The organism is Blautia difficilis, from assembly GCF_014297245.1.
GTDB classification, from domain to species: Bacteria; Bacillota; Clostridia; order Lachnospirales; family Lachnospiraceae; genus Blautia_A; species Blautia_A difficilis.
Genome location: NZ_JACOQG010000007.1, coordinates 21,059 through 47,710, shown reverse-complemented (window position 1 = coordinate 47,710; position 26,652 = coordinate 21,059). Strand labels below are relative to the sequence as shown.

Annotated in this window: 24 protein-coding genes; 17 read left to right on the top strand and 7 right to left on the bottom strand. The window is 42.7% G+C overall.

Annotation, left to right across the window (positions count from 1 at the left end):
* Window positions 1–51: 51 nt before the first annotated feature.
* The 4 genes from H8Z82_RS06260 to H8Z82_RS06245 all read left to right on the top strand — a co-directional run bounded on the left by H8Z82_RS06260 (window position 52) and on the right by H8Z82_RS06245 (window position 3,008).
* Window positions 52–468 (top strand): prepilin peptidase, encoded by a 417-nt coding sequence (locus H8Z82_RS06260; protein ID WP_019160532.1) that lies wholly within the window; start codon window positions 52–54, stop codon window positions 466–468.
* Window positions 469–472: 4 nt separating this feature from the next.
* Window positions 473–907 (top strand): TadE family protein, encoded by a 435-nt coding sequence (locus H8Z82_RS06255; protein ID WP_019160533.1) that lies wholly within the window; start codon window positions 473–475, stop codon window positions 905–907.
* 25 nt (window positions 908–932) lie between these two features.
* Complete coding sequence (locus H8Z82_RS06250) at window positions 933–2,270, top strand: DUF6382 domain-containing protein (protein WP_207724633.1); 1,338 nt, start codon at window positions 933–935, stop codon at window positions 2,268–2,270.
* 81 nt (window positions 2,271–2,351) lie between these two features.
* On the top strand, window positions 2,352–3,008 hold the full coding sequence (locus tag H8Z82_RS06245) for a rhomboid family intramembrane serine protease (protein ID WP_019160535.1): 657 nt from the start codon (window positions 2,352–2,354) through the stop codon (window positions 3,006–3,008).
* Here H8Z82_RS06245 and H8Z82_RS06240 read toward each other — a convergent pair.
* Entirely contained in the window at window positions 3,000–3,680 is a 681-nt protein-coding gene (locus H8Z82_RS06240) for a sensor histidine kinase (RefSeq protein ID WP_019160536.1), read from the bottom strand. The two genes, H8Z82_RS06245 and H8Z82_RS06240, sit on opposite strands and share 9 nt — an antisense overlap.
* A 113-nt stretch (window positions 3,681–3,793) precedes the next feature.
* On the opposite strand from H8Z82_RS06240, the gene H8Z82_RS06235 reads away from it, so the two are divergent.
* Both H8Z82_RS06235 and H8Z82_RS06230 read left to right on the top strand, forming a co-directional pair.
* On the top strand, window positions 3,794–4,207 hold the full coding sequence (locus H8Z82_RS06235; protein WP_019160537.1) for an HIT family protein: 414 nt from the start codon (window positions 3,794–3,796) through the stop codon (window positions 4,205–4,207).
* Between the two features lies 1 nt (window position 4,208).
* Window positions 4,209–4,724: an RNA polymerase sigma factor gene (locus H8Z82_RS06230; protein WP_186994599.1), complete on the top strand. Its 516-nt coding sequence runs from the start codon at window positions 4,209–4,211 to the stop codon at window positions 4,722–4,724.
* 20 nt (window positions 4,725–4,744) lie between these two features.
* On the opposite strand, the gene H8Z82_RS06225 is transcribed toward H8Z82_RS06230, so the two are convergent.
* Window positions 4,745–5,806, bottom strand: coding sequence for an undecaprenyldiphospho-muramoylpentapeptide beta-N-acetylglucosaminyltransferase (locus tag H8Z82_RS06225; protein WP_186994598.1), 1,062 nt, complete (start codon window positions 5,804–5,806; stop codon window positions 4,745–4,747).
* Between the two features lie 126 nt (window positions 5,807–5,932).
* Between H8Z82_RS06225 and H8Z82_RS06220 the strand changes: the two genes are divergently transcribed.
* Window positions 5,933–6,334 (top strand): hypothetical protein, encoded by a 402-nt coding sequence (locus H8Z82_RS06220; protein ID WP_186994597.1) that lies wholly within the window; start codon window positions 5,933–5,935, stop codon window positions 6,332–6,334.
* A gap of 373 nt (window positions 6,335–6,707) precedes the next feature.
* The gene (locus H8Z82_RS06215) at window positions 6,708–8,315 is read left to right on the top strand and encodes an MBL fold metallo-hydrolase RNA specificity domain-containing protein (RefSeq protein WP_186994596.1); all 1,608 of its coding nucleotides are present in this window, start codon (window positions 6,708–6,710) and stop codon (window positions 8,313–8,315) included.
* A 54-nt stretch (window positions 8,316–8,369) separates the two neighbouring features.
* Here the strand turns inward: H8Z82_RS06215 and H8Z82_RS06210 are convergent, their stop codons facing one another.
* The gene (locus H8Z82_RS06210; RefSeq protein ID WP_186994595.1) at window positions 8,370–8,615 is read right to left on the bottom strand and encodes a TIGR03905 family TSCPD domain-containing protein; all 246 of its coding nucleotides are present in this window, start codon (window positions 8,613–8,615) and stop codon (window positions 8,370–8,372) included.
* A 223-nt stretch (window positions 8,616–8,838) separates the two neighbouring features.
* Between H8Z82_RS06210 and H8Z82_RS06205 the strand changes: the two genes are divergently transcribed.
* The 8 genes from H8Z82_RS06205 to H8Z82_RS06170 all read left to right on the top strand — a co-directional run bounded on the left by H8Z82_RS06205 (window position 8,839) and on the right by H8Z82_RS06170 (window position 21,080).
* Window positions 8,839–9,537: a 5'-methylthioadenosine/adenosylhomocysteine nucleosidase gene (locus H8Z82_RS06205; protein ID WP_019160543.1), complete on the top strand. Its 699-nt coding sequence runs from the start codon at window positions 8,839–8,841 to the stop codon at window positions 9,535–9,537.
* 51 nt (window positions 9,538–9,588) lie between these two features.
* Complete coding sequence (locus H8Z82_RS06200) at window positions 9,589–9,981, top strand: hypothetical protein (RefSeq protein WP_243176406.1); 393 nt, start codon at window positions 9,589–9,591, stop codon at window positions 9,979–9,981.
* 69 nt (window positions 9,982–10,050) lie between these two features.
* Window positions 10,051–11,229 carry a class I SAM-dependent methyltransferase gene (locus H8Z82_RS06195; protein WP_186994651.1) on the top strand — a complete coding sequence of 393 codons (1,179 nt, stop codon included), beginning with the start codon at window positions 10,051–10,053 and terminating at the stop codon, window positions 11,227–11,229.
* Window positions 11,226–13,685 (top strand): hypothetical protein, encoded by a 2,460-nt coding sequence (locus tag H8Z82_RS06190; protein ID WP_186994594.1) that lies wholly within the window; start codon window positions 11,226–11,228, stop codon window positions 13,683–13,685. The genes H8Z82_RS06195 and H8Z82_RS06190 overlap by 4 nt, the downstream gene beginning before the upstream one ends.
* A gap of 41 nt (window positions 13,686–13,726) precedes the next feature.
* Window positions 13,727–15,217, top strand: a complete 1,491-nt coding sequence (gene galT / locus H8Z82_RS06185; protein ID WP_186994593.1) for a UDP-glucose--hexose-1-phosphate uridylyltransferase — start codon at window positions 13,727–13,729, stop codon at window positions 15,215–15,217.
* A gap of 61 nt (window positions 15,218–15,278) precedes the next feature.
* Entirely contained in the window at window positions 15,279–17,735 is a 2,457-nt protein-coding gene (locus H8Z82_RS06180) for an InlB B-repeat-containing protein (RefSeq protein WP_186994592.1), read from the top strand.
* 151 nt (window positions 17,736–17,886) lie between these two features.
* Window positions 17,887–19,278, top strand: a complete 1,392-nt coding sequence (gene asnS, locus H8Z82_RS06175) for an asparagine--tRNA ligase (RefSeq protein ID WP_019160549.1) — start codon at window positions 17,887–17,889, stop codon at window positions 19,276–19,278.
* A 47-nt stretch (window positions 19,279–19,325) separates the two neighbouring features.
* On the top strand, window positions 19,326–21,080 hold the full coding sequence (locus H8Z82_RS06170; RefSeq protein ID WP_186994591.1) for a metallophosphoesterase: 1,755 nt from the start codon (window positions 19,326–19,328) through the stop codon (window positions 21,078–21,080).
* A gap of 271 nt (window positions 21,081–21,351) precedes the next feature.
* Here the strand turns inward: H8Z82_RS06170 and H8Z82_RS06165 are convergent, their stop codons facing one another.
* The 3 genes from H8Z82_RS06165 to H8Z82_RS06155 are packed head-to-tail and all read right to left on the bottom strand — an operon-like array spanning window position 21,352 to window position 24,607.
* Entirely contained in the window at window positions 21,352–22,536 is a 1,185-nt protein-coding gene (locus H8Z82_RS06165; RefSeq protein WP_019160551.1) for a ribose-phosphate pyrophosphokinase, read from the bottom strand.
* 4 nt (window positions 22,537–22,540) lie between these two features.
* Window positions 22,541–23,524 (bottom strand): ATP-binding protein, encoded by a 984-nt coding sequence (locus H8Z82_RS06160; RefSeq protein WP_186994590.1) that lies wholly within the window; start codon window positions 23,522–23,524, stop codon window positions 22,541–22,543.
* A gap of 42 nt (window positions 23,525–23,566) precedes the next feature.
* Entirely contained in the window at window positions 23,567–24,607 is a 1,041-nt protein-coding gene (locus tag H8Z82_RS06155) for a DnaD domain protein (RefSeq protein ID WP_019160553.1), read from the bottom strand.
* 300 nt (window positions 24,608–24,907) lie between these two features.
* On the opposite strand from H8Z82_RS06155, the gene H8Z82_RS06150 reads away from it, so the two are divergent.
* A complete protein-coding gene (locus H8Z82_RS06150; RefSeq protein WP_186994589.1) occupies window positions 24,908–25,147 on the top strand; it encodes a hypothetical protein in 240 nt (79 codons plus the stop codon).
* Here the strand turns inward: H8Z82_RS06150 and murC are convergent.
* The gene (gene murC, locus H8Z82_RS06145; RefSeq protein ID WP_186994588.1) at window positions 25,119–26,498 is read right to left on the bottom strand and encodes a UDP-N-acetylmuramate--L-alanine ligase; all 1,380 of its coding nucleotides are present in this window, start codon (window positions 26,496–26,498) and stop codon (window positions 25,119–25,121) included. The genes H8Z82_RS06150 and murC overlap by 29 nt on opposite strands.
* Window positions 26,499–26,652: the final 154 nt, after the last annotated feature.

Here is a 26,652-nt window from a genome sequence, read left to right as displayed (position 1 = left end):
TAAGTCATATCTGAGAGAATAGTTATAAATGATGGGAGATGGGGCGGAATTATGAGAGAGTTTTGCGTGCTGGTCTTTTTGGGCCTGAATTCCTGGATGGATATTAAAAGAAGAGAAATATCACTGGTACTGGCTACTATGCTGGCGGCAACAGGAATGATCTGGACTGTATACAGGGGAACCGTTTCTATAGAACGGCTTCTGCCCATAATGACAGGTGTTTCTTTTCTTGGAATAAGTGTCATCACCAGAGGGGCTATGGGAATGGGAGACGGATGGATCTTGCTTGCTCTGGGCACAGTCCTGATGCCTGAAGAATTTTTTTCCATGCTGTTTGCAGCTATGCTGATCAGCGCGGCATGGGCAGGCATTCTGTTATGGTTGTTTCGTAAAAAAGGAAATACAGAAATTCCATTTGTACCCTTTTTGATGCTGGGATATCTGGGAAAACTGTTTTTGTGGAGGTAGGAATATGGTGGAAAAGATAAAAAAGGGAAGTTTTACAGTGGAAGCTGCATGCGTTATGCCCTTAATTCTGCTGGTACTTTTTGGCACGATTTATCTGAGTTTTTTTGTCCATAATAGAGCATGGCTTACAGCGGCTGCCTATGAGTCTGCATTGAGCGGGAGCATGGAAGGAAATAAGAAAAACGGACAGGTATATGAGACTGCCAGAATGTGTAGCGAGAAATTGGGAAGTACCGGATTTTTCGGAGCGGAAGACCTGACAACTCAGACCAATGTGGGAAAGGAAGTACAGGTTACTTATGATCTGGATACAATATCTGTTTATGGAGGGCTGAACTGGCATATGAGAACAGAGGGCAAAGCCAAAATCATAGATCCTGTAAGTCATATCCGCAAGATCAGAGCTGCAAAAGCAGTGTTTGAAGGAACGGGGGAGTAGGGTGAAAGCAGAATATAAAAGAGATATGAATCATAACTATCTGATTCTATATGGCGAGAAAGATATTAATACGGATTCTTATCAGGTTCGTATGCTGGTAGGAAATATTATACCTTCTCTTCTGAAATGCAGGATTCAGGGTGTGGATGGAAAATTTATGATGTATTTTGATATCACCTCAAAACAGGCGGTCAGCACCTTATATGAAGAGAAAAAACTGGGAAATGAAGATCTTCGGCTGATTTTTGGAGGATTTGTCAGAGTTATGGAGGAAGCAGCAGAATACCTTATCAATCCTGCACAGCTGGTTCTGAAGCCACAGTATATTTTTGCAGACTGTGAGAAAAAAGAGCTTTTTTTCTGTCTGATGCCGGGATACGACAAAGATATTAAGGAACAGTTTCAGCTGTTGACGGAGTATATACTGCCGAAGATTGACCATGAAGACAGTGAGGCGGTGATCCTTGGGTATGGTGTTTACAGAAGAACTATGGAAAACAGCTTTCATTTGGAGCACATTAAAGAAGAATTATATCGTAAACAGAATAATAAAGAAGAAATAAAGACAGAAACAGAAAAGGATTCCCGGGAAATATCTGTACAGGAAACCGGGGAAGAAAGCCTTATGCAGTCATCTGGAATGTCGGAAAATTTCTGGCGGGAAGAGAAGACAGAAAAAACAGACAGCCATAAATTATTTGGAAAAAAAGTGGCAGTATTTGTTTTGATATTGCTGGCCTTGGCAGGTGTTACCATGGCGATTTCCGGAGGATATCTTCCTCATCAGGATATAAGCGTTCTTTTGGGTGTTGTACTGGCAGGAATGGGTGGGATTATGTTGGCTGTACTGATCATCCGAAAGGCAAAAGATGTTTATAAACAACCACAGAGGGAGAGCAGGGAAAAGCCGCAGTTATCGGAAAAGTTTGTCCGGCCGCCGGTAAACGAAATACTGCAGGAGGGTTCAGATGATTCCATAAAAACGATGATGGAGAAAAAAAGTCTACACAGGGAAAGGGAGGAGGATTTTGGCGAGACGGTGGTACTTTCTGCAGGAGTTGTTTCGGGACCGGCAAGTCTGGTGAGCAGAGAACCTGGGGAACTGGCTCCTATTTATCTGCAGGAGGAACTGACAGTGATAGGAAAACTGGAAAACGCCTGTGATGCAGTGATCGATCTGCCTACAGTAAGCCGGATTCATGCCAAAATAAGGAAAAGAGAGGAAGAATATTATTTATCTGACATGAACTCCAGAAACGGGACGATTGTGAACGGAAGACTTCTGCTCCCTGAGGAAGAATATCGTCTGCAGGAAGAGGATGAGGTAGATTTTGCCCAGGCAAGATATATATTTTTGAAATAAGATTGAAAAATCAGGATTTTTTGATACAATTTATATGATGAGGGAAGGGATGTAAGGTATCTGCTCCCTGATCTGATATTTATGAATTGCTGTGACAGCAGGATAAAACAGGATGAAAAGAGGTCTGGTGTGGAAGAATTAAAAAAAGAACCAGTGACAGTATTTCTGATCCTTGTTAATGTACTGGTTTTTCTGGTTGTAGAATTTACCGGTGGAACAGAAAACACCGGACATATGCTTCAGTGTGGGGCTGCGTATACGCCTGCAGTGATCAATGGAGAGTTCTACAGATTGTTTACCAGTATGTTTCTTCATTTTGGTCCGAGGCATCTGGGGAATAATATGCTGGTATTATTTGTACTGGGTGGGCGTATGGAGCGTACAGCCGGTCGGATTAAATATCTGTTGATCTATCTTCTGGGTGGAATCGGAGGGAATATCCTTAGTATGTTTCTGGAAATGGGTACCGGAGAGTTTGGTGTTTCGGCAGGAGCTTCCGGCGCTGTTTTTGCAGTGATGGGAGCCATGGTCTATGCGGTGATCCGGGGCAGAGGAAGGCTGGAGGATCTTTCCCTCAGGCAGATCCTTATTATGACTGGATTCTCTCTTTACTTTGGATTTGCCAGTGAGGGAGTGGATAATGCGGCTCATGTGGGTGGTATGATCTGTGGCTTTCTCTTATGCATGCTTTTGTATCATCCGGGAAAAAGTCTTCGGAATAGTGAGGATTTATTTTAGGAAAATCCTAAAGACAGAGCCCTGGCCTGGGGCGCTGTCTACGGTCAGACTTCCGTGATGTGCAGTGATGATTTCCTTTGTTACTGCCAGGCCGAGACCAGTGCCGGATGGCTTGTAGGTGACAAAGGGTGTAAAGATTTTCTGTATCTGTTCCCTGGTCATCCCGCATCCGTTATCTGCCACAGAGATACAGATACAATCATCAGCTTTTGTCAGGCGGACAGTAATTCTGCCCCTTGGTGCTGCTATGGCTTCGCAGGCATTCCGGAAGAGATTCAGCAGAGCCTGACGCATTTTTATACGATCAATCAGTACAGGGGAGGAGATGGGTTCCAGATGAGTTTCCAGAGTGATACCCAGATAATCCAGTGTATGTTTTTCACAGGCGATGATTGTACTGAGGAATTCTGTGATATTTACCGGGGTAAGGGAGACCGTTCCTGAATGACTGAAATCTGACAGCTCATTTAATAGCTCTTTTATGTAATCCAGATTGTCCATGAGATCATCCCATTGTTCAAACCGGCATACTTCCGGATGGGAAGAGGCCATGAGCTGAAGTTCACTGCTTATGAGGGCTATGGGATTACGGATTTCATGTCCAAGCCTGGAAAGTGTGAACTGAAAATTCTGTTTTAATTTTGCTGACTCTTGTATAGTTTCTGTCTGCATATATGATCACCTCAGAAAAAAGTGTATCATTGCAGACCAAAGCTTCGCAATCTGTTTCGCAGTGGAAAATTCGTACAAAATCGACACAGAAAAATAGAAAGAAGGAATTAAAAATGGATAATTGTATTTTCTGTAAAATCGCCGGTGGAGAAATTCCGGCAGCAACTCTTTATGAGGATGAGAATTTCAGAGTGATTCTGGATCTGGGCCCTGCAAGCAAGGGACATGCACTGATCCTGCCAAAGGCTCATGCCGCAAATATTTATGAGATTTCAGACGAACTGGCAGCAAAAGCAATGATCCTGGCAAAAAAAATGGCACGTGTCATGACTGATGCATTACATTGTGATGGCTTTAATATTGTGCAGAATAATGGAGAATGTGCAGGACAGACAGTGTTCCATTTTCATATGCATCTGATTCCGAGATATAATGGAGATTCTGTAGGAATTACATGGACACCGGGAACTCTTACTGATGAGGTAAAAGAGGAAATTATGGAGAAGGTAAAGGCACAGTTTAATTGATATGGATGACGCGGAATTTTGGGAATTTTATGCCAGATACCGTGGTATTGCATTGCGTGCGGCGAAGACAATCTTGAAAAACGAAGCTGAGGCAGAGGATGTCTGTCAGGATATATTTGAAACCTTATACCACATGGAGCAAGATAAAGTTAACAGGCAAACCATGGGTGCGATGATCAGGGAAATGTCTGTAAACAGAGCTAAGGATTATTGTAAAAAAGCATACAGGCAGCATGAGTATGCCAGTTCTGAGCTGCTGGAAAATAACGAAGCGATATCAGGCTGTGATAATGTGGAAGAGAGCATGGAGGCTTTAAGTACAAAAGACGGTTTACATTTTATCTTCCGGAAGCTTCGAAAGAAAAATAAGCGAAATTATGAAATATATGTAAGGGTGAAAATCTATCATATTCCATCACGCATCGTCGCAGAGCAGTTTCACACTACTGAAAATAATGTGAATAATATTGTTCTGCGAACGAAGCGATGGCTGTTAAAAGAATATCAGAAGCTATAGTATTGCTGTGAACTGCAGTCTTATGATAATTCCTGGATCAGGTTAGTGATTTTTTCAATAGAATCAATGGTGTTGCTGCCGGACATTGCATCAATATAAGACTGGCGGTTATGGTAAAGTTCTCTGATTGCGTTGAGAAGAGATTTGTCTGTAATTTCTTCTTCTTCCAGAACCATGCTGAAGCCCTGACGCTGGAAAGAACGGGCATTGAGGATCTGGTCTCCGCGGCTTGCCTTTGCAGAGAGTGGAATCAGAAGGTTAGGTTTATTCAGGGCTTTGATCTCACAGATGGCATTGGCACCGGCACGGGAGATGACAACATCGGCCAGAGCAAACAGATCAGCCAGTTCCTGCCTGATATATTCATATTGTACATAACCTTCTGTATTGACAAGACTTTCGTCCAGTTTGCCCTTGCCACACAAATGGATTACCTGGAAGTCCTTTAAAAGTTCAGGAAGGATCAGACGGATATTCTGGTTAACGGATGCTGCACCCAGACTGCCGCCGATAACCATCAGAACTGGTTTATCGGAACTGAAACCGCAGAATTTTCGTCCGGCCTCTTTGTCACCATTTAACAGTTCTGCGCGGATAGGAGTACCTGTGAGGACTGCCTTGTCAGCAGGGAGACTTTGCACGGTTTCAGGGAAGTTACAGCATACTTTTGCGGCAGAAGGAATGCATAATTTATTTGCCAGTCCGGGTGTCATGTCTGATTCGTGGATAATGGCCGGAATATGGCATTTGCGGGCTGCAATTACAACCGGTACGGTTACGAATCCTCCCTTGGAAAAAACCACATCCGGTTTTAACTGTTTTAATAATTTTTTTGCCTCACCGAATCCTTTTATAACGCGGAAGGGATCAGTAAAATTTTTAACATCAAAGTAACGTCTTAATTTGCCGGAAGAGATTCCGTAATAGGGAATGTGCATGTCTTCAATCAGCTTTTTCTCGATACCTTCATAGGAACCGATATAGGAAATTTCATATCCCAGTTCTTTCAGTCGTGGAATGAGTGCAATATTTGGAGTAACATGTCCGGCAGTGCCACCGCCGGTGAGTACGATATGTTTCATAAAAAGCCTCCTGATAATTTCTGAATACAATAGTCAGCCTGAAGGCAGGCTGTATCTCTCTTACTAATATGAACCTATGGGGAGAAAATGTCAAGAAAAAGCACAGAAGGGATAAGGGAGTATAAAATGAGAAAAAAAATAAGTGATGAAGAAGCAGACAAACTGTTGGAAGAGCAATATATCCGGGAAGCGAAAGAGATGGAAGCAGTATTATTACGGTCTGCTGGTATAGACCCTGAGGAGGAATCAGAACCGGAAGCTGAGGAGAAAATTAAGGCCGGATATGATCACCTGATGGCAAGCTTGAAGAGAAAAGGTCAGTACAGAGAAAGATATTCTGAAGATGCGATCATAAATTTTGAAGATTGGAACAGGAAAATGGAAGCCCTGCGTTTGGAGACAGAAAAACGAAAAAGAACCCATTTGCTGGTAAAAAGAGGTGGGGTTCTGGCAGCAGGGTTTATGATGGCTTTTCTTACAGGAATGACTTTACTGGCAAATATAAAAAATTTTTTTACGATTGTGTGATATTTAGGTGGTTTTATTCGTATAATATATGTAGTGGTATTTTACAGTGGTAAAATTCCGGCTTGTTTTTATGAAAAACTTTGTTTTATGCGGAAACGTCACTTAGAGAAAACGTTCGCAGGCAGAATGAAATCAATGGCCGGATATCTGCAAAAATCTATTACCGTTCTGTCCCAAAGTGTCTGCTGCGTGAGAATTTATTAAAATACCAGCAATGTTTTATAAAAATCCGCGGCAGACATAGAAAATCGGGAACTGATATTTTCAGTTCCCATTTTTTATGTTAGAAATATTCAGAAAAAAACTGTTAATCATTTTTGTTGTAGTGTATAATATATACAATAAGGAAGAAAAGTCCGAAAGGAGGTTTTTTATGAAGATTACTTTTATTGGTGCAACCCATGAAGTAACAGGCTCCTGTTATTATCTGGAGGCTGCGGGGAGAAAATTTCTGGTAGATTATGGAATGGAGCAGGGTCCGAATTATTATGAAAATGTTCCTGTTCCCGTAGCACCAGGAGAACTGGATTTTGTTCTTCTTACTCATGCGCATATGGATCATTCGGGAAATTTGCCGGCCCTTTATGCAAAAGGGTTTCAGGGACCTGTATATGCTACGGAAGCTACCAGCCATCTATGTGATATTATGCTTCGTGACAGTGCCCATATTCAGATGTTCGAGGCAGAATGGAGAAACCGAAAGGGAAAAAGACAGGGGAAACCGGAATATATACCTGCGTATACCATGGAAGATGCAATGGGAGTGATCCGGAATTTTGTAGGGCGTCCGTACAACGAGGCTTTCAGTCCGGCAGAGGGAATTTCTGTACGTTTTATTGATGCAGGACATTTACTGGGTTCTGCCAGCATTGAGCTGACAGTGACAGAGAATGGAAAGGAAGAAAAAATAGTTTTTTCCGGAGATATCGGAAATATAAACCAGCCGTTGATTAAGGATCCGGAGTATCTGGATATGGCAGATTACGTAGTTATGGAGTCTACTTATGGAGACAGAAGCCACGGAGAGAAACCAGACTATGTAGGGCTTCTTGCGAAAGTGATCCAGGAAACTTTTGACAGGGGTGGAAATCTGGTGATTCCCTCCTTTGCAGTGGGGCGAACACAGGAAATGCTGTATTTTATCCGCCAGATCAAAGAGGAAGGAAGGATACATGGGCACGATGGTTTTGAGGTATATGTGGACAGTCCCCTGGCAAATGAAGCCACAACTATTTTTTCAGAGCATAAGTATGATTGTTTTGATGAAGAGGCAATGGAGCTGATCAATAAAGGAATTAATCCTATCAGCTTTCCGGGATTGAAAATCTCTGTGACAAGTGATGATTCCAGAGCAATCAATTTTGATGATGAACCTAAGGTGATCATTTCAGCCAGTGGCATGTGTGATGCCGGCCGCATTAAGCATCATTTGAAACATAATCTGTGGAATGAAAAATGTACAGTGATGTTTGTTGGGTATCAGGCCATAGGAACACTGGGAAGAGCCCTGTTGGAAGGTGCACAGGATGTAAAGCTTTTTGGAGAGTCTATCCATGTGGCGGCACACATCTGCACTATGCCGGGAATCAGCGGACATGCGGATGTGAATGGACTGATGAAATGGGCGAAGGCATTTAAGAAAAAACCAAAGAAGGTATTTGTTACTCATGGAAATGACGAAGTGACAGAAATTTTTGCAAAACGTCTGCATGAAGAATTGGGTTATGATACGATGGCACCTTTTAGCGGAACCATCTATGACCTGACAGAGAATACCTGTGTTTATGAGGCTACAGGTGTGAAGATAGAAAAGGTTTCTGCTTCCCCGAAAGCATCCAAGGCTGCCCGTGCTTTTGAAAAGCTTCTTTCTCTTGGTTATCGTCTCCTGGCTGTTATTAAGAAAAACGAGGGAATTCCCAATAAGGACCTGGAACGTTTTTCCAGAGATATTCAGTCGTTGTGTGACAAATGGGACAGATGAAAAGCAGGCAGGAAAGAGAGAATTCTCCGACCTGCCTGTGTTTTATTTCTTGAGTTACTGGTTTAAAGCCTGTTTTAATGCCTGGGAAAGCTGATCCGGGCAGGAAGTGTTTTTAAAACCGCATTGGATTCCTTCCAGACGGTTGATTACTTCGTTGGCATCCATGCCCTCTACTAAAGCGGCAATTCCTTTGGCATTACCGTTACATCCACCTTCGAACTGAACGTTGTGAACCTTATGATTCTCATCTACATCAAAATAAATTGCCTGTGAACAGACACCCTTAGTTTTGTATGTCATGATTTTTCCTCCTGTGAAAAATAGTGCTTTCTGTTGTCCTTTCTCTGCCTGGCAGAAAAAGTTATATTTACAACCTTGAATATTATAGCAGAATATAAAAAAAGTTTCCATATAAATTAAACTTTTGTTATAATAGGAAATGCAATGTGTAAACAAGTACTTTATATTTGTTTGTCCTGAACCGGACAGGCGTAAAAATAAAAAAAGAAGAGGTGTTTTGATTATGAAATGTATCGGTATTATAGGCGCAATGGAGCAGGAAGTATCAAGAATCAAGGAAATGATGAAGGAAGTAAAAATTACAACAAAGGCATCCATGGATTTTTATGAAGGAATTCTGGAAGGAAAGAAAGTTGTAGTTGTACGCTCCGGAATTGGCAAAGTGAATGCAGGAATGTGTACACAGATTCTGGCAGATATTTATGGAGCAGAAGCTGTGATCAATACAGGAATTGCAGGAAGTCTGAATAATGATGTTAATATTGGAGATATTGTGCTTTCTACAGATGTGCTGCATCATGATATGGATGCAGTGGGATTTGGCTATAAAAAAGGCCAGATTCCGCAGATGAAGGAATTTTCCTTCCCTGCAGATGAGAAACTGCGCAAGCTGGCAATGGAGGTGTGCAGGGAAGTAAATCCTGAGATCAATGTATTTGAAGGAAGAATATGCTCAGGAGACCAGTTTATCTCTGATAAAGGAGTAAAGGATGCCATTGTCTCTGAATTTGGCGGATTTGCAGTGGAAATGGAGGGTGCAGCTATTGGACAGGCCGCTTATCTCAATGGAATTCCCTTCCTGGTAGTCCGCGCTATTTCTGACAAGGCAGATGGAAGCGCTCATATGGACTATGCAGAATTTGAAATGGCAGCCATTGAGCATAGCGTAAAGCTTACAGTCAGAATGATTCAGAAACTGTAACAGGCACTTTACGGTAAATATTACATATACTGAAATAGATCATCAGAAGAAATGCAGGATCTCGATATGTATTATGATGAATATTTTCCGTTTTATGCTGCATATGCCAATCCAATGTTGTATCAGGGGGAAAGGATGCAGGAAAAGGAATTTGAACTGATGAAATCCTATTATCCCCGCATCGTACAGGAAATTCAGGAGAGGGTGGAGGAAGAATGCCGTCTGTTGGATTATGAGGGAAGCAGGATATATGATGAATATCCGGATAAGTATATGTTTTATCATCTGTGCAGCAAGATTAAAGAGAGTATGAAACCGGAGATAAAAGCTCAGGCAGAGCAGAGCTGCTTTCTGGATGAACTGATACATGTGCTTTTGGGACAGGAAATCTGCAGGAGACGCTGCAGAAGAAAACGCTGCAGAGGAACCTTTTATCACTGGTGAGAACATTGCATTGTCTGCATGTTCTGTCAGACAGTAACTTACAGATTTATTGATATAGATAAAGAAATGATGAAGAATTTAAGAGAATATTTAGAAGAACAAATGAATGAAGACCTGATACAGGCTGTTTTAAGCGGAAGTCGGAGTGATTCAGGTCCCTCCAAGGTGAAAATCCGACCGGTAAAGCTGAAAAATCAAATCTGCTATCAGGCTTCTGCTACTGAGGGTACAAAGATTTTTCATAAAAATTATACTCAAGGGCAGCTGATCGAATATCTGGAAAAAGAGATCACAGATCATTTTGGACAGTTTCAGGCTAGGGGAAGACGGTTGGATGGAACGGTTCTGGTGAGTAAAAAGGGGAAAATGACTGTAAAAACAAAAAAACATCCGGTAAGTGAACCTGTGCAGATTCAGGCCCATAATCGGGTGAAGCAGTACATCCTGAAAGAGGGGGTTCCGGTGCCCTTTTTGGAAGATCTGGGTGTAATGAATGAGAATGGTAAGATTATTACTTCAAAATATGACAAATTCCGACAGATTAACCGGTTTCTGGAGTTTATTGAGGATATTCTGCCCCAGCTTGCCAGGGACAGAGAAATTACAATTCTGGATTTTGGCTGCGGAAAAAGCTACCTGACCTTTGCCATGTATTATTATCTCCGGCAAATAAAGGGGTATGACGTAAATATTATTGGTCTGGATCTGAAAACAGATGTGATTGAAAAATGTAATAAGTTGGCAGAAAAATATGGATATGAGAAGCTGCATTTTTACCAGGGGGATATTGCTGAATATGAGGGCGTATCTTCTGTAGATATGGTGGTAACTCTTTATGCCTGTGACACGGCTACAGATTATGCACTGGCTAAGGCAGTACAGTGGGGAGCAGGAGTGATCCTCTCTGTACCGTGCTGCCAGCATGAGGTGAACAGACAGATAAAAAATGAAATGCTGGAACCGGTTTTGCGGTACGGTATTTTGAAAGAGAGAATATCAGCACTGATCACAGACGGGGTACGTGCCAATCTCCTGGAGAGCAGAGGTTATGAAACACAGCTTCTGGAGTTTATAGATATGGAACATACGCCTAAAAATCTGCTGATCAGAGCAGTGAAAACCCAAAAGTCTGCAGGGAATCCAAAAGTTTCTGCAAAGAACAAAACAGAGAGGATGATGAAAGAACTGGAGATTCATCCAACTCTGGACAGGCTCTTGGAAATAATTGAGGAAGGGGAGATGATATGAAACAGGTGATTGCCAGAATATTGATCCTGTTCTGTATTTTTCTCGCCGGAGTGTCGGGAACAGCTCTGCTGCTGAATGGAACGGCTACAGATGACCGTTCGGACTTTAATGAGGCTACTTTTCCTGAGGTTATGGTAGATCTGGATGGTACGCTGGCAAACAGGATGTATGGATATGCCCAGCCTATGCAGGCGGATTTCACCAGAGATAGTGTAACACCATTGGATACGTCTAAGAAGCTGACTTTTGTGGTAAATCCATATGGGGTAGAGGTTCAGAGCTTTTCTTATGAAATCCGTACATCGGATGGAAGCAAGGTCCTGGAGAATAAAAAGATCAAAGCGCTGGAGCCGGATGGTCAGAACCTTCGGGCTTCCGTAGAAATCGGAAGTGACCTGAGAATGAACCAGGAGTATTCCATGCAGATTACTCTGGTGACAGGGGGACGCGAAATATATTATTATACCAGAATAGTGGCAAGAGCTCAGGTGCATGCAGGAGAATATGTAGCTTTTGTAAAGTATTTCTGCGAGACCAGTATGGATAAAAATGCGGCAGATGATCTGGCCAGCTATCTGGAACCGGATACAACAGGTGTAGCTACCAATTATTCCAATATCAGTATTAATTCTACGTTGGGAGAGGTGAGCTGGGGAACCTTGAAGCCGCAGATATATAAAGAAGGAATCCCTGTTATCAAGGATATTAATGAGACCACTGCAAGTATTTCCATAGATTATCAGTTTACTTCTCAGAATGAAAATGAGACTACAGAAGTATATGATGTAGAGGAATTTTACAGAATGAGATACATGGATTCCAGAATCCGGCTGTTGGATTTCCAGAGGTCAGCGAATCAGATATTTGATCCGGAAACAGCGGTGTTCTCAGAAGATGGTGTGATTCTGGGAGTGCGAAATAAGGATGTAGAGTATTTGTCAAATGACAGTGGTACAGTAGTTGCTTTTACACAGCAGGGAGACCTGTGGTCCTATGCTCCGGGGAGCAGTAAAGTAAATCGGGTATTCAGTTTCCGGAAGTTGGAGGATGGGGATTTCAGAGATTCCAGAAATCAACACAATATCAAGATTGTGAGAGTCAGTGATGAGGGGGATATAGATTTTGTTCTTTATGGATATATGAACCGGGGAGTTCATGAAGGCTATGAAGGTTTGGTCGTATATCATTTTAACAGTGATAAGAATGTGGTGGAGGAAAAGGCATTTATTCCTATATCCGAATCCTATGAGTTTTTGAAAAGAGATCTGGGAAAATTATCCTATGTAAATGAGCAAAATGAGCTTTTCCTTCTTTTTGCCCAGAATCTGTATAAGGTGGACATAGAAGGTAATTCCTACGAGATTCTGGAAGAAGGCATTAAATATGATAATTTTGTAGCTTCTGATAATAATGATCATGCTGCATGGCTGGTCACAGAGGGAGACTCAAAAGGCTGTATCCGGGAAATTGATTTTGATACGAAAAAGATCCGTACGATTACCTACGAGAAAGGACAGAGACTTAGGACAGCTGGGTTTATCAATGAAGATCTGGTTTATGGAATTTTGCAGAAGTCCGATATTCTTACGGATTCCAACGGACATAGATCAGAGGGAATTCAAACTCTGCGTATTGAGGATTTTGATGGAAATGTGAAGAAGGAATATCACAGGGATGGTCTGTATATTACTAATATTTCTGTGGGAAATACATTGATAGAATTTGAGCTTTCGGCAAAATCCGGGGATACCTATACTGTGCAGAAAAAAGATACGATTATGAATAACGGAAAGGTAGCAGCCAATAATGTTAAGATTGAGCTCATTTCTGCATCACGCACAGGGGTGCGGGTAAAGCTGGTGCTCAGTGAAACTGCTCAGACAGAAAATCCTCTTGCATTCTATGCAAAGATCAGTAATACAAAAGAAGAGTTCATCAGTCTTGATAAGCAGATCCCTCAGGAATCAACTTACTATGTATATGCCAGAGGTGGGCTTGACAGTACCTGGACAGATCCGGCAAAAGCTGTACAGAGAGCGGATGAACAGGGAGGAGTTGTTCTGAACCGTGCTCAGCAGTATGTATGGGAGAGAGGTAACAAAAAAACAAAGATACAGCTGGATACCATGGAAATCCCTGATATAGTACTGGAGGGGACTCTGGATAAAAAAGTACTGAAAAAGAAATTGAGAAAGACTGGTACAGTGACCGATCTTTCAGGGTGCAGTCTTGACAGTGTGCTGTATGAGGTAAGTGCCCAGAGGCCTGTGATTGCCAAGACAGGAGATAACACCAGTGTGGTGATTGTAGGATATGATGAGTACAATACGTATCTGTATGATCCTGTAAAAAAGGAGACATATCCGTATGGTATGAATGACAGTACAGACCTGTTCCAGAAAGCGGGAAATATATTTATCACATATATTGAAGCGGTGCAGGCAGTGCAGAAATAAAGAAAAAGAATGAAATGTAAAAGATAAAGGAGAAAAAGGATATGTTATATGAAAATATCAAGAAGCTGGTTCAGTATGGAATAGAGACAGGGCTGACACCTGCGTGTGAAAAAAATTATGCCACAAATCTTCTGCTGGATGTATTTAAGGAAGACGAATATACAGAGCCGGAGGAAGATTATGGTAATATTGATCTGGAGGAAGTGTTGAAAGCACTTCTGGATGAAGCGGTGAAGAGAGGACTGATTGAGGACAGTGTGGTTTATCGCGATCTGTTTGATACCAGACTGATGAACTGTCTGATGCCGCGTCCGGGACAGGTTCAGAAGGAATTCTGGGATAAATATTCCAGGAATCCTGTAGAAGCTACAGATTATTTTTACAAGCTTAGCCAGGACAGTGATTATATCCGTCGTTATCGGGTAAAAAAAGACCAGAAATGGACAGTGGACAGCGAGTATGGAGAAATTGATATTACAATTAACCTGTCCAAACCGGAAAAGGATCCAAAAGCCATTGCAGCAGCAAAACTGGTGAAATCAAGTAGTTATCCAAAATGTCTTCTTTGCCCTGAAAATGAAGGGTATGCAGGCAGAGTAAACCATCCGGCAAGGGAAAACCACAGAATTATTCCAATTACTGTAAATGACAGTCCATGGGGATTCCAATATTCTCCTTATGTATATTATAATGAGCACTGTATCGTATTTAACTGCAGTCATGTTCCTATGAAGATAGAGAGAAATACCTTTATCAAATTATTTGATTTTGTAAAATTGTTCCCTCATTATTTCCTGGGTTCCAATGCGGATCTGCCCATTGTAGGAGGCTCTATTCTCAGTCATGATCATTTCCAGGGAGGACATTATACCTTTGCAATGGCAAAGGCACCTATTGAGAAAAAAGTTACCATCCCAGGATATGAGGACGTGGAGGCAGGAATTGTAAAATGGCCACTTTCCGTACTGAGAATTCGTCATAAGGATGAGAAACGTCTGGTGGATCTGGCTACACATGTTCTGGAGGTGTGGAGAGGATATACAGATGAGGCTGCATTTATTTTTGCAGAGACAGATGGAGAACCTCATAATACAATTACACCTATCGCGCGTAAGGTAGGTGATACCTTTGAACTGGATCTGACACTGAGAAATAATATTACTACAGAAGAGCATCCTCTGGGAGTATATCATCCTCATGCCCAGTATCACCATATTAAAAAGGAAAACATTGGTCTTATTGAGGTAATGGGTCTGGCAGTACTTCCTGCAAGACTGAAGGAGGAACTGGAGCTTCTGGGAGAATATATTCTGGAAGGAAAGGATGTTTCTTCTAATGAAAAGATAGAAAAGCATGCAGACTGGGTGGCAGAATTCCTGCCAAAATACGAACATCTGGATAAAGAAAATATCCAGGAAGTGCTTCGCAAAGAAGTGGGAAATGTTTTTGTTCATGTTCTTGAGGATGCAGGAGTTTATAAATGCACGCCAGAGGGCAGAACAGCGTTTATGAAATTTATTGACAGACTCTAAGTATTGCTGCAGGATGTCCTGCAGTGTGCCTGAGGGTTTTGTAAAATGGAGGTAATAAAGTATGGACAGACGAAAACACAAAGGAGGAAAACGGCTGGCCTGCCTTTTTCTGGCAGCGGCAGTGATAACAGCAGGAATTCCGGTACAGGCAGTGGAGTTTGAGGCTCCCTGCGCAGATGCAGGGCTGTTTAGCTCTGGTGAGGATGATGCTTATACAGGATATGTGGGGGAAAACGGTGATAGGGGTGAGACTGCAGTGCAGGTTACACCTACACCTGTTTCAACAGTGATTCCTGAGGTATCACCTTCACCGGCCCCTGAGGTGTCGCCTTCTGTAACTCCGGAAGTATCTCCAACAGTAACCCCTGAGGTGTCTCCAAGCATAACGCCAACAGTGACGCCAACACCAACAGTGACACCGACACCAACGGCAACGCCAACACCAACACCTACTCCGGTACCCTTTGATCCTGCGAAAGAAGTGCAGATTCGTTTTATGGATGGTGATGGTATTGAGTGTGAAAATCTTAGGACAGTGGTAAAGTGGGATGATTCGGTATTGTTTCCCCATGTGCCGGATTCTGCAGCACCTGATAAGTGGAAGCTGGAGCAAAATGAGATGCTTGCTGATGGCATTACCTTTAATGGCGGTGAAAAGCTGACTTTAAAAAAGACAGAAAGCTGGCCCAAGTTTCTCAAAGATGGTGTGCTGACTTTTTATATGCCCAGGAAATGTAAAGTGGTTCTTTATAACAATTCCGGAACAGCGTCCTTTTCCCAACTGACATTGACAGCCTATGAGACCAATTCTGTGACATTACCGGATCCCGGAGGAACAAAGTACGTAAATTACGGATGGACAGATGAACCGGGATGCACAGAGGTAAAATATGAACTGAATTCTCAATATACAGTAAACAAAGACCAGTTTCTGTACATTGTCCGCCGTACAGCTTTGCGTATGACTTTTTGTTCCCAGAGCGGAGCAAGTAACAGCACATTTGCAAAGCTGAATCAGACAGTTGGAAAAGGGCTGACGATACAGCTTCCCAAGGTGCCGGTCAGAAAGGGATATCAGGCTCTGGGCTGGGCTCTCAGCAAAAATGCATCTAAAGCGGCTTATGCGCAAGGTAAAGTGATTACTGTAAAGAAGAATCTTAACTTCTATGCAGTTTATAAAAAGATGCCATATAAAGTAACCTTTAATAATAACAGTGGGACCAGTACCAGCAAAACCTATACTTCCCTGAATCTGTATGCAGCAAAAAACCAGAAAATCACTCTTCCGGAGGTTCCCAAGGCAAAGGGTTATATTAATCTGGGCTGGACTACCACAAAGGGAGGGAAAGATCCGGTATATGCAGCAGGCAGTCAGGTAAAGGTTACAAAAAATACTACTTATTATGCAGTACGCAGAAAGAGCAAATATTATACCGTACAGTTTCTCCTGGGAAATGGGAAAACCAATGCCTCTTACCAGAAGCTGAATATGAAGGTTGAAGAGGGAACCACTATCACTTTCCCATTGGTGCCGGCCAGAACCGGATATGTGAATAAAGGCTGGTCCACAAAGAAGAATGCAGATAAAGCTACCAGCAGAACTACTTATACGGTGAAGAAGAATCTTAAATTGTATGCTGTTCAGAAAAAGGCAGTGAAGATTGCCTTTTATACAAACAACGGAGTGATATCCTCTACGGTAACTCTTGGAAAGGGAGATACTTATACTCTGCCTGGTGTGAAGGATGCAGCCGGATATACATTTATGGGATGGTCACCCAGGCAGGGACAGAACACAAGTCCTGAATATGAGGCAGAGCAGGAGATTGTAGTGGATGATAATATGAATCTGTATGCTGTGGTATTCAAGAATTCTTCAGAGAAAAACCTGCCGGCGGAGGAACTGCCTCAGGTAAATCCCTATCAGTACAAGCAGGTGGTATTTGTAGGAGATTCCCGCACAGAATTTATGAGTAATGTGCTAAAGTACATGCCGGCGAATGTGACTGAGAATGTGAAATTTGTGTGCAAGAGAGGCGAAGGATACGAGTGGCTGATCAGCACCGGTTATCAGGAACTGTACCGTCTGGTAGAGCATGATACTAACAGTATTGTACAGAAAAAAACAGCGGTGATCTTTAATTTTGGGGTAAATGACCTGAAAAAATATAAGGAATATGCGGCTTATTATAATTTCATTGCACCTGTTCTTACAAGTAAGGGATGTGAGCTGTATTTTATGTCGGTGAACCCTATGAACAGAAAAATGCTTTCCAATACAGGCAGGGCGGACAGAAGTGAGGCTGAACTCAGAAGAATGAATGATTATCTCAGGGAAAATTTGTCTTCAGCCTATACATATATTGATATGTACAGTTATTTGAAGAGTACTGGGTATAGCTTCGCCAGCGATCATTATGGTGCGGGGACGATAGATGACGGACTCCACTATACAGCTGCCACTTATAAGAGAATTTATGCCAGATGTCTGAATTCTCTGAAGGGGCATAGGCATTAAGATAAATTAAAACAATGTAAAATATCAGATTACTCCTTGCGTGAAATCAGGGAATAGTCTATACTAAAAGGCGAGACGGCTGTGGGAATTAACAGCGTTTCGTCTTTTTAGCAATATTCGTTTGATAATGGGAGAAAGAGGAAATATTGAGATGAAATTAACAACAGTAAAAGAAATTTATAAAAACAGAGAACAGTATCTGGATAAAGAGGTTACCGTAGGCGGCTGGGTCAGAAGCGTACGTGATTCCAAGACATTTGGATTTATTGTGCTTCATGACGGTACTTTTTTTGAGACCCTTCAGGTTGTTTATCATGATACTATGGAGAATTTTGCAGAGATCTGTAAACTGAATGTAGGTGCTGCCATCATTGTAAAGGGTACCCTTGTAGCTACACCACAGGCTAAGCAGCCCTTTGAGATCCAGGCATCAGAGGTTGTTGTAGAGGGAACCTCAGCACCTGATTATCCGCTGCAGAAGAAACGTCATAGTCTGGAATATCTGAGAACGATCACACATCTTCGTTCACGTACCAATACTTTCCAGGCAGTATTTCGCGTTCGTTCTCTCTGTGCCTATGCAATTCACAAATTCTTCCAGGAACAGGGCTTTGTATATGTGCATACTCCTCTGATTACAGGAAGTGACTGCGAGGGAGCAGGAGAAATGTTCCAGGTTACTACACTGGATATGAATAATGTGCCAAAGGATGATAAGGGAGCAATTGATTATGCTCAGGATTTCTTTGGAAAAGAGACCAATCTGACAGTAAGCGGACAGTTAAACTGCGAGACTTTTGCTCAGGCATTCCGCAATGTTTATACCTTTGGTCCTACTTTCCGTGCTGAGAATTCCAATACTACCCGCCATGCAGCAGAGTTCTGGATGATAGAGCCGGAATGTGCATTTGCTGATCTGAATGACAATATGGATCTGGCAGAGGCTATGCTGAAATATGTGATCCGTTATGTTCTGGAGAATGCCCCAGAGGAAATGAATTTCTTTAATTCCTTCGTAGATAAGGGACTTCTGGACAGATTAAATCATGTGGTAAATTCTGAGTTTGGCCATGTTACCTACACAGAGGCTGTAGAGATTCTGGAGAAGAATAACGATAAATTTGATTATAAGGTATTCTGGGGCTGCGACCTGCAGACTGAGCATGAGAGATATCTTACAGAGGAAATTTTCAAAAAACCAGTATTTGTCACAGACTATCCGAAGGAAATTAAGGCCTTCTATATGAAAATGAATGAGGATAATAAAACAGTTGCAGCTATGGACTGTCTGGTACCGGGAATTGGAGAGATCATTGGAGGAAGCCAGAGAGAGGATGATCTGGAGAAGCTTGAAAAGCGTATGGATGAACTGGGTCTGAAAAAGGAAGATTATGATTTCTATCTGGATCTCCGTAAATATGGTACTACCCGTCATGCAGGTTTTGGGCTGGGATTTGAGCGCTGCGTAATGTACCTTACCGGCATGGGAAATATTCGTGACGTAATCCCATTCCCAAGAACTGTTAAGAATTGCGACCTGTAAGTATAGTCTGATTATTTTATCCGTTTGATTTAGAAAGAGAGATTGGCATGAGATTTATCCATCTTGCAGATGTACATTTAGGTGCAGTCCCTGACAGAGGCTGTTCCTGGAGCAGCAGGCGAGAGGAAGAAATCTGGGAAACTTTCCGCCGGGTTATTGCGGGCATCCGCGAGAATCCGGTGGATTTGTTATTTATAGCAGGAGATTTGTTCCATCGTCAGCCGCTGCTGCGTGAGTTAAAAGAAGTAAATAATTTGTTTTCTTCCATACCGGATACCCGGGTTTATCTGATGGCGGGAAACCATGATTACCTGAAAGAAAATTCTTTTTACAGAGGATTTCAGTGGTCGTCTAACGTGGTTTTTTTCGAAAAAGAAGAGCTAACCTGTGTGAAGGATGAGAAATTGGATGTCTATATTTATGGGCTCAGCTATGAACACCAGGAAATAGAGGAACCCCTTTATGATTCTGTCAGTCCACGGGCAGAGGAGGGAATCCATATTCTGTTGGCTCATGGGGGAGATGCAAAGCATATTCCTGTAAATATGGGAGCAGTATCCGGTGCAGGATTTGATTATATTGCACTGGGGCATATCCATGAGCCTCAGATCTTGATTCCGGACAAAGCTGCTTATGCAGGGGCACTGGAACCTGTGGACAGGGAAGATATGGGACCTCATGGCTATATGGAGGGAGAACTGGAGAATGGAAGCCTGAAAATCAGGTTTGTTCCCTTTGCCTGCCGCTCTTATGAGCAGATCACGCTGATGCTGCGTGAGGACTCTACACAGGCATCTGCGGAAAATATGCTGAAGGCAGATTTGGCTCAAAAGGGCAGAATGAATATTTATAAAATTTTTATCAGGGGAAACCGGACTCCCGGTTTTTGGCTTCTGCCGGAAAAGCTGAAAACCTTTGGAATTATTTCAGAAGTTGTAGATGAGTCCAGACCATCTTATGACCTGGAGATGATGGAAAAGCAATACAGCGGGACTCTGATCGGAGATTATATCAGATATTTTCCTGAAAAGAACAGAACAGAAACAGAGGAGAAAGCCTTATATTATGGAATTCAGGCATTGATGGAGACTGGCAGGTTTTCCGGGATGAAGGGAGAGCCTGAAAAGGAAGCCGGAGATTCGCTGAATCTGGAGCGTGCCATGCAGATGTTGAAAATGTCCAGAAAGGGATTTTTGGTTCAGCAGGAGAGAAGGCACAGGGATGAGGAAGGGGAGCTGCAGAAGCTTTTGACAAATGTGGAGCATGTCCAGAGAGAGATGAATACTCTTAAGGGTAATCTGAATCAGATTGAGGAAAAAGAGAATTCTCTTCATATGCGGCCTGGAGATGAGACGGGAGTAGCTATTCTGGACAGAAAGACGGAAAGGGCCAGGAAAAAGAGAGATTTTTATACTGCAGGGATGATCCTGTCTGCTGTTCTGGGAATTATTCTGCTTGTGGCAGCTACTGTGTTTTCGGACAGTGCTGTTCTTGGATTAGGTATTCTTGTGATTGCGGCTTTAGGTGTATGTGTCTTTGGAACCGGAAGGATGAAGGGGGCCAGAGAACTGCAGAAGAGAGGACGCATGAAGGCAAAATGGCTGTCCAGACAGCAGGAGCTGAAGAAGAACAGGGAGGAGCTGCAGCAGGAGTATTGTGAAAGGGAAGTTTCCCTTGAAAATCTGCAGGAGGAATACAGGGAGTATGAGGATAGGGTTTGTCTGACTGCAGGGGAAGAAATAGATATTAAGGCATTGAATCTGGCTATGGGAGTTATTAAAAAGTATTCTGGGGGACGCTAAAAGCGGCGGTTCCTCTGGGGCTCATGGTTTCGGGAGCTAATAACTCTAAGGTTTGGAAAATCGGCTAACTGCATAAAAAAATCCGCAAAACTCGCCCATATGGGCTCAGACAGTTGCGGATTTTTTTTATAACGCCGATTTCCCGAACCTAAGAGTTATTACGCTCCCTGCACAAATCGCCCCAGAGGAACTGCCGCTTTTGGCTGTGCTTTGGCAGAGGCTCTATTGGGGGGCGCAGATTGCTTCGCTCCTGCTGGGAAGGAAAGCTAGTTTATTTAGTATAGCGGGACATGTAGTTGGTTACACAGCGGTTGATTCGGTCCACAGGATTAAGGAGCTGGCTGATGGACTGGTCGTGGTTAAGGGTGTCGATGATCAGGGCAATGTATTTGCTCATGTCGCAGGTGATATAGTAGTCTTTGGCAAGGAGCTCAGGGGACTGGTAGATCAGGTTAGTGGTGAGCAGTTTGTCGAAGACGCCATCTTTGTGGGCTTTGTCGAATTTTTCCAGACCATCGGTGAAGAGACCGAAGGTGGAACAGATATAGATTCGACCTGCACCTCTTTCTTTGAGGAGAGAGGAAATTTTAAGTACTGTATCTCCGGAGGAAATCATATCATCGATGAGAATCATGTCTTTGCCTTTAAGGTTTGGTCCAAGGAATTCGTAGGCTGCGATTGGATGGCGGCCATTCACTCGTTTGGAGTAATCAAGACGCTTGTAGTACATTCCCATATCTACCCCCAGGATATTGGCCAGATAGATAGCACGGTTCATGCTTCCTTCATCAGGGCTGATGATCATGAAGTGGTCATTGTCAATGTGAAGGCCATCTTCATGGTTTAAGAGAGCTTTGATAAACTGGTAGGAAGGCTGGATGGTTTCAAATCCGTGCATAGGGGTTGCGTTCTGGACACGGGCATCATGGGCATCAAATGTGATGATGTTTTCTACCCCCATGCTTACCAGTTCCTGAAGTGCAGTTGCACAGTCCAGGGATTCTCTGCCGTTACGGATGTTCTGGCGGCTTTCATACAGGTATGGCATGATTACATTTATTCGGCGGGCTTTTCCGCTGACTGCGCCGATCACACGTTTTAAGTCCTGGAAGTGATCATCCGGGGACATAAGATTGGTAAATGGTCCGATATTGTAAGTGATGCTGTAATTACATACGTCTACCATGATATAGATATCATCGCCGCGGACGGATTCCAGGATAGTACATTTGGCCTCTCCGGAACCGAAACGTGCTGTCTGGACAGGGAGGAGATAAGAATCTCTCTGATAACCCTCGAAAGCAAAGGAGCCCAGTTCATCATGGGAACGTTCTTTGCGCCACTGGATCAGCCAGTCATTGACTTTTTCTCCCAGATCCTTACAGCTGATCAGTGGGATCAGACCCAGTCTGCCCACCGGAAGTGTAGTTAAATCCTTTGTATTTGCCTGTGACATGATTTTATTTTCCTCCTAAGAATATTTTCTGTATCCGGATATCTTTGGCTTCCAGCTTTACCATACGATAATTGCTGGCTATCCGGGAAAAGGTTCTCTCGGAATAGGTGTCCGAGAAATTTTCAAGTTTTAGATTTGTAGAAATAATTGTTGATTTTCTGCGCATGATTCGCTCGTTTATGCATAAAAACAACTGAGAAGATACGAAACTGTTAGTCAGTTCGGTTCCCAGATCATCGATGATCAGCAGATCACTGTCAAGTATAAATTCTGCACCCTCGTTTTTTTCCCTGGAAAATTTGGAATCTGCAAGGAGATCAAAAAGATCAAAGGCAGAGAAGTACATGACACAGTGGGCTGTATCCAGTAATTCCTGTGCGATGCAGTGGGAGAGAAAGGTTTTGCCTACGCCGGTATCTCCGTAGAGAAAAAGATTTTCGAAACAAGAATCAAATGTCCTTACAAAATTTCTTGCGGTATCGAAAGCCTTTTTGGCGGTTTCTCTTTCGGTCAATCCCGTAGCTTCGTTTCTCATTGTATCAGAATAGTAGTCAAAAGAAAAGTGCTCAAAGTTTTCTTTTTTGAGAATTTCTTTTAAGTTGGACTGTGTGTAGAGTAATTCTATCTCAGCCTTCTTGAAGCAGATGCATTTTTTATCTCCCACATAACCCGTGTCCTGACACAGGGAGCAGGTGTAGGGAAGCTCCAGATAATCTTCAGGATAAGAATTGCATACAAGTAAGGCAGTCCGCTCCTGAGACAGGAGAGAGATTGCTGCTTTCAGGTCTTCGGTACCGGAAGCCTGTCCGCTTAGCAAGGCTCTGGCTTTCTGTGTACTTAAAGTAGCCACTTCTTCATCGATTTCTCTGATCCGGGGGATTTTGGCGTAGATCTCCTGTTTATGCTCTTCCAGAAGACGACGGTTTCTGGATTGAGTCTTGCTGTATTCCCTCATAATCTTATCGTACTGATAGTTCTGTAAAGGCATGAACTGCCTCCTTTTCTGTATATCTTTAGGTGATATGGTTCTTTACTGGTTCAGTAATTTCTTTTCATATTCGTTGAAGTCGTATTTTCGCTGATGAAAATTATTGAATCGGTTCTGACTGGCAGGTTTAGCAGCTGTGTCTTTTTTGTTAGATGCTTTTTCCAGTTTACGCTGCTGACGCTGGGCATCCAACTGGCGGATATCGGAAAGATTTTTGACACTTTTATCCTTCCAGCCAGAGAGGATCTTGTCTGCATAGGGGAAGCTGGGCTGACCGGTTGCCAGAACCGTACGGCTGCAGGCTTCCTGGACAATGTCCAGTGTGAAACCATAATCCTTCAGCCAGGTGTCCATAAGAGAAATTTCGTTTTCTACAGGATTTCGGCCGCTGATCCCCATAGCTTTCAGGATGATGTAATATTCTCGGTTATACTGGGAATTTGTTTCCTTAGCCATGGTAACAGTGGAGATTCCTTCTTTGGCCCATGCAAGCGCCACAGTTTCTATGTATCGAATACTCTTATGTCCTCTGCTGACACTGTATTCAATCAGATATTCTATGAGATCCGGGGAAAAATGAAGCTCATCATAGAAGAACATGATCTTTTTAACTTCTGTGGGAGTCAGAGTTTTGCCCAGGTATTGTTCTGTAATATAGAGTAACTGAACAATCTCATCGTTCTGTTTCAATTCTTTCACACGGTCAGGGGTCAGAGAGGAAACAGAAGCCGGTGCAGAATCAGGGATGGGGTCAGGTGCAGGCAGGATGGAATTTTTATTCTGCTTTTTGGGTTCGGTCAGGGTAATACAGGAAATTTCGCCGCTGTCCTGACAATTTAAAATCAGGAGTTTTTCCTTTTCCCAGTATTTCAGGGCGCGGAGGATATCTCTTTCTGTACAGAAAAAATGATCTGCCATCTGTTCCAGGCTGAACGGAGTGGTTCCGTCAGACAGCAGACGGAGAAGATGGATGTATACTTTTACAAATTCCCCGTTGGCTCTGGGCATATAGTTGTCTATAAAATCATTGGTTAGGACTGTGACTTCCCGGGGGGAAGCAGTCTGTAATGTGATGGATGTCATGAATCTGCTCACTTTCCTGTTTTATGGTCATATTGATTTTTGACCCTAATATCATCTGAATTATAGCACAACCTTTATTTTTGTGCCAGAGGAAAGATTGATGAAGTGGCGCTGTTGAGAAGGAAGAGAGTAGTAATGTGGATAATGTGGATAATGTGGAAAAGCAAAAATGCAAATGATTATTGGAAACTTGAAAAATAACGATTTTGGGCGAAGAACATAGAATTTACGTTAAGAAAACTGTCGAATTATGTTAAATGATTTATACACATATAAATCCACAATAATGGGAGACATAAAATGTGTATAACCATGTGGATAATGTGGATAAGTGCAAAAAAGAGGAAAAAAACACAGGCAGAAGATGTGGAACAATTTGTTTATAACTTTGGGATAAATATACCGGAAATTGAAAAAAGTGATTCTGAATTTGGGAGTAAAAAAGAGACCGCCGGATATGAAAATCCTGACGGTCCCTTGATTTTTTGTACCGGGTTTGCAGAACAGAACTCTATTTACCTAAAAGTTGTTCGCCGATAGTTACCACGTCGCCGGCTCCCATAGTGATAAGCAGATCGCCTTCCTGGCAGTTGGAGAGAAGGAAATTCTCGATCTCATCAAAAGTCGGGAAGTATTCGCAGGGAGTGCCAAGTTCCTGGATCCTCTTTTGAAGATCTGCGGAAGAAATACCCAGATCATCGGTTTCTCTTGCTGCATAAATATCGGCTACAACTACATGGTCAGCCAGAGTAAGTGCTTTGGCAAATTCCGGCAGAAGTGCTTTGGTACGGGTATATGTATGAGGCTGGAATACGCACCATACTTTATTGTGAGGATAGTTGTGGGCTGCGTTTAAGGTAGCTTCGATTTCTGTTGGGTGATGTGCATAATCATCAATAATAGTAACACCTACCACCTGGCCTTTATACTGGAAACGGCGGTCAGTACCGGTAAAGCTTCCAAGACCCTTGATGATCACATCTTCGGAAAGTCCAAGAAGATGTCCCAGGGCAATTGCTGCCAATGCATTAGATACATTATGGATACCCGGTACCTTCAGATAATAACTTCCTACTTTTACACCATGACGAAGAACAGAGAAAGAAGCGTGACCATATTTATCATAGGTAATATCCCCTGCCTGATAATCTGCATCCTGTTCCAGACCATAGGTGATCACATTGCAGGGAAGGTCGCGGATGATCTCTTCGTATCTGGGCGTGTCTGCATTAATGATCAGAGTTCCGTCAGCAGGAAGAAGCTGGGCAAAACGGCGGAAGGAATGACGGATATCATCGATATCCTTAAAAAAGTCTAGATGATCGGCATCTATGTTCAGGATAATACTGATTTTTGGAAAAAAGCTCAGGAAGCTGTTGGTATATTCGCAGGCTTCTGTGACAAAGGTTTCAGATTCGCCTACACGGATGTTGCCTCCGATCGCAGGGAGAATGCCGCCGACACTGATGGTAGGATCGCAGTTTCCCTCCAGGAGAATGTGAGATACCATGGAAGTGGTGGTTGTTTTACCGTGAGTTCCGGAAATGGCAATGGGAGTTTCGTAATTGCGCATGATCTGTCCCAGAAGTTCTGCACGGGTAAGCATTGGCAGTCCCTTTTGTACTGCGCAGGCATATTCGGGATTATCCGGATGAACGGCAGCAGTGTAAACTACCAGTTCTACCTGATCACTGATATTGGAAGCACGTTGACCGTAGTAAATAGTGGCACCTTTTTTCTCCAGTGCCTGTGTCAGAGGGCTGGACTTGGAATCGGAACCTGAGATAATGAAATTCTCTTGGAGAAGAATCTCGGCCAGACCGCTCATGCTGATTCCGCCGATGCCAATGAAATGGATATGCAGCGGTTTGTGAAAATCTATCTGATACATAATATGGTTCTCCTTATTTTGGTTTGGGCTTATTATACTCCCGGAAAAGAAAAATGAAAAGTCTTTCGCTTATATCTTTTTTTATGATGGCAAGGATATGGCAAAAAAATACAAAAAACAGATAAATATATAGAAAAAATGCATAATAAATATA

What these genes read in the sequence shown, in the direction of transcription:
- H8Z82_RS06260 (WP_019160532.1), top strand. Translation starts at nt 52, where the DNA reads ATGAGAGAGTTTTGCGTGCTGGTCTTTTTGGGCCTGAATTCCTGGATG.
- H8Z82_RS06255 (WP_019160533.1), top strand. Translation starts at nt 473, where the DNA reads ATGGTGGAAAAGATAAAAAAGGGAAGTTTTACAGTGGAAGCTGCATGC.
- H8Z82_RS06250 (WP_207724633.1), top strand. Translation starts at nt 933, where the DNA reads ATGAATCATAACTATCTGATTCTATATGGCGAGAAAGATATTAATACG.
- H8Z82_RS06245 (WP_019160535.1), top strand. Translation starts at nt 2,352, where the DNA reads ATGAATTGCTGTGACAGCAGGATAAAACAGGATGAAAAGAGGTCTGGT.
- H8Z82_RS06240 (WP_019160536.1), bottom strand. Translation starts at nt 3,680, where the DNA reads ATGCAGACAGAAACTATACAAGAGTCAGCAAAATTAAAACAGAATTTT.
- H8Z82_RS06235 (WP_019160537.1), top strand. Translation starts at nt 3,794, where the DNA reads ATGGATAATTGTATTTTCTGTAAAATCGCCGGTGGAGAAATTCCGGCA.
- H8Z82_RS06230 (WP_186994599.1), top strand. Translation starts at nt 4,209, where the DNA reads ATGGATGACGCGGAATTTTGGGAATTTTATGCCAGATACCGTGGTATT.
- H8Z82_RS06225 (WP_186994598.1), bottom strand. Translation starts at nt 5,806, where the DNA reads ATGAAACATATCGTACTCACCGGCGGTGGCACTGCCGGACATGTTACT.
- H8Z82_RS06220 (WP_186994597.1), top strand. Translation starts at nt 5,933, where the DNA reads ATGAGAAAAAAAATAAGTGATGAAGAAGCAGACAAACTGTTGGAAGAG.
- H8Z82_RS06215 (WP_186994596.1), top strand. Translation starts at nt 6,708, where the DNA reads ATGAAGATTACTTTTATTGGTGCAACCCATGAAGTAACAGGCTCCTGT.
- H8Z82_RS06210 (WP_186994595.1), bottom strand. Translation starts at nt 8,615, where the DNA reads ATGACATACAAAACTAAGGGTGTCTGTTCACAGGCAATTTATTTTGAT.
- H8Z82_RS06205 (WP_019160543.1), top strand. Translation starts at nt 8,839, where the DNA reads ATGAAATGTATCGGTATTATAGGCGCAATGGAGCAGGAAGTATCAAGA.
- H8Z82_RS06200 (WP_243176406.1), top strand. Translation starts at nt 9,589, where the DNA reads ATGCAGGATCTCGATATGTATTATGATGAATATTTTCCGTTTTATGCT.
- H8Z82_RS06195 (WP_186994651.1), top strand. Translation starts at nt 10,051, where the DNA reads ATGAAGAATTTAAGAGAATATTTAGAAGAACAAATGAATGAAGACCTG.
- H8Z82_RS06190 (WP_186994594.1), top strand. Translation starts at nt 11,226, where the DNA reads ATGAAACAGGTGATTGCCAGAATATTGATCCTGTTCTGTATTTTTCTC.
- galT (WP_186994593.1), top strand. Translation starts at nt 13,727, where the DNA reads ATGTTATATGAAAATATCAAGAAGCTGGTTCAGTATGGAATAGAGACA.
- H8Z82_RS06180 (WP_186994592.1), top strand. Translation starts at nt 15,279, where the DNA reads ATGGACAGACGAAAACACAAAGGAGGAAAACGGCTGGCCTGCCTTTTT.
- asnS (WP_019160549.1), top strand. Translation starts at nt 17,887, where the DNA reads ATGAAATTAACAACAGTAAAAGAAATTTATAAAAACAGAGAACAGTAT.
- H8Z82_RS06170 (WP_186994591.1), top strand. Translation starts at nt 19,326, where the DNA reads ATGAGATTTATCCATCTTGCAGATGTACATTTAGGTGCAGTCCCTGAC.
- H8Z82_RS06165 (WP_019160551.1), bottom strand. Translation starts at nt 22,536, where the DNA reads ATGTCACAGGCAAATACAAAGGATTTAACTACACTTCCGGTGGGCAGA.
- H8Z82_RS06160 (WP_186994590.1), bottom strand. Translation starts at nt 23,524, where the DNA reads ATGCCTTTACAGAACTATCAGTACGATAAGATTATGAGGGAATACAGC.
- H8Z82_RS06155 (WP_019160553.1), bottom strand. Translation starts at nt 24,607, where the DNA reads ATGACATCCATCACATTACAGACTGCTTCCCCCCGGGAAGTCACAGTC.
- H8Z82_RS06150 (WP_186994589.1), top strand. Translation starts at nt 24,908, where the DNA reads ATGTGTATAACCATGTGGATAATGTGGATAAGTGCAAAAAAGAGGAAA.
- murC (WP_186994588.1), bottom strand. Translation starts at nt 26,498, where the DNA reads ATGTATCAGATAGATTTTCACAAACCGCTGCATATCCATTTCATTGGC.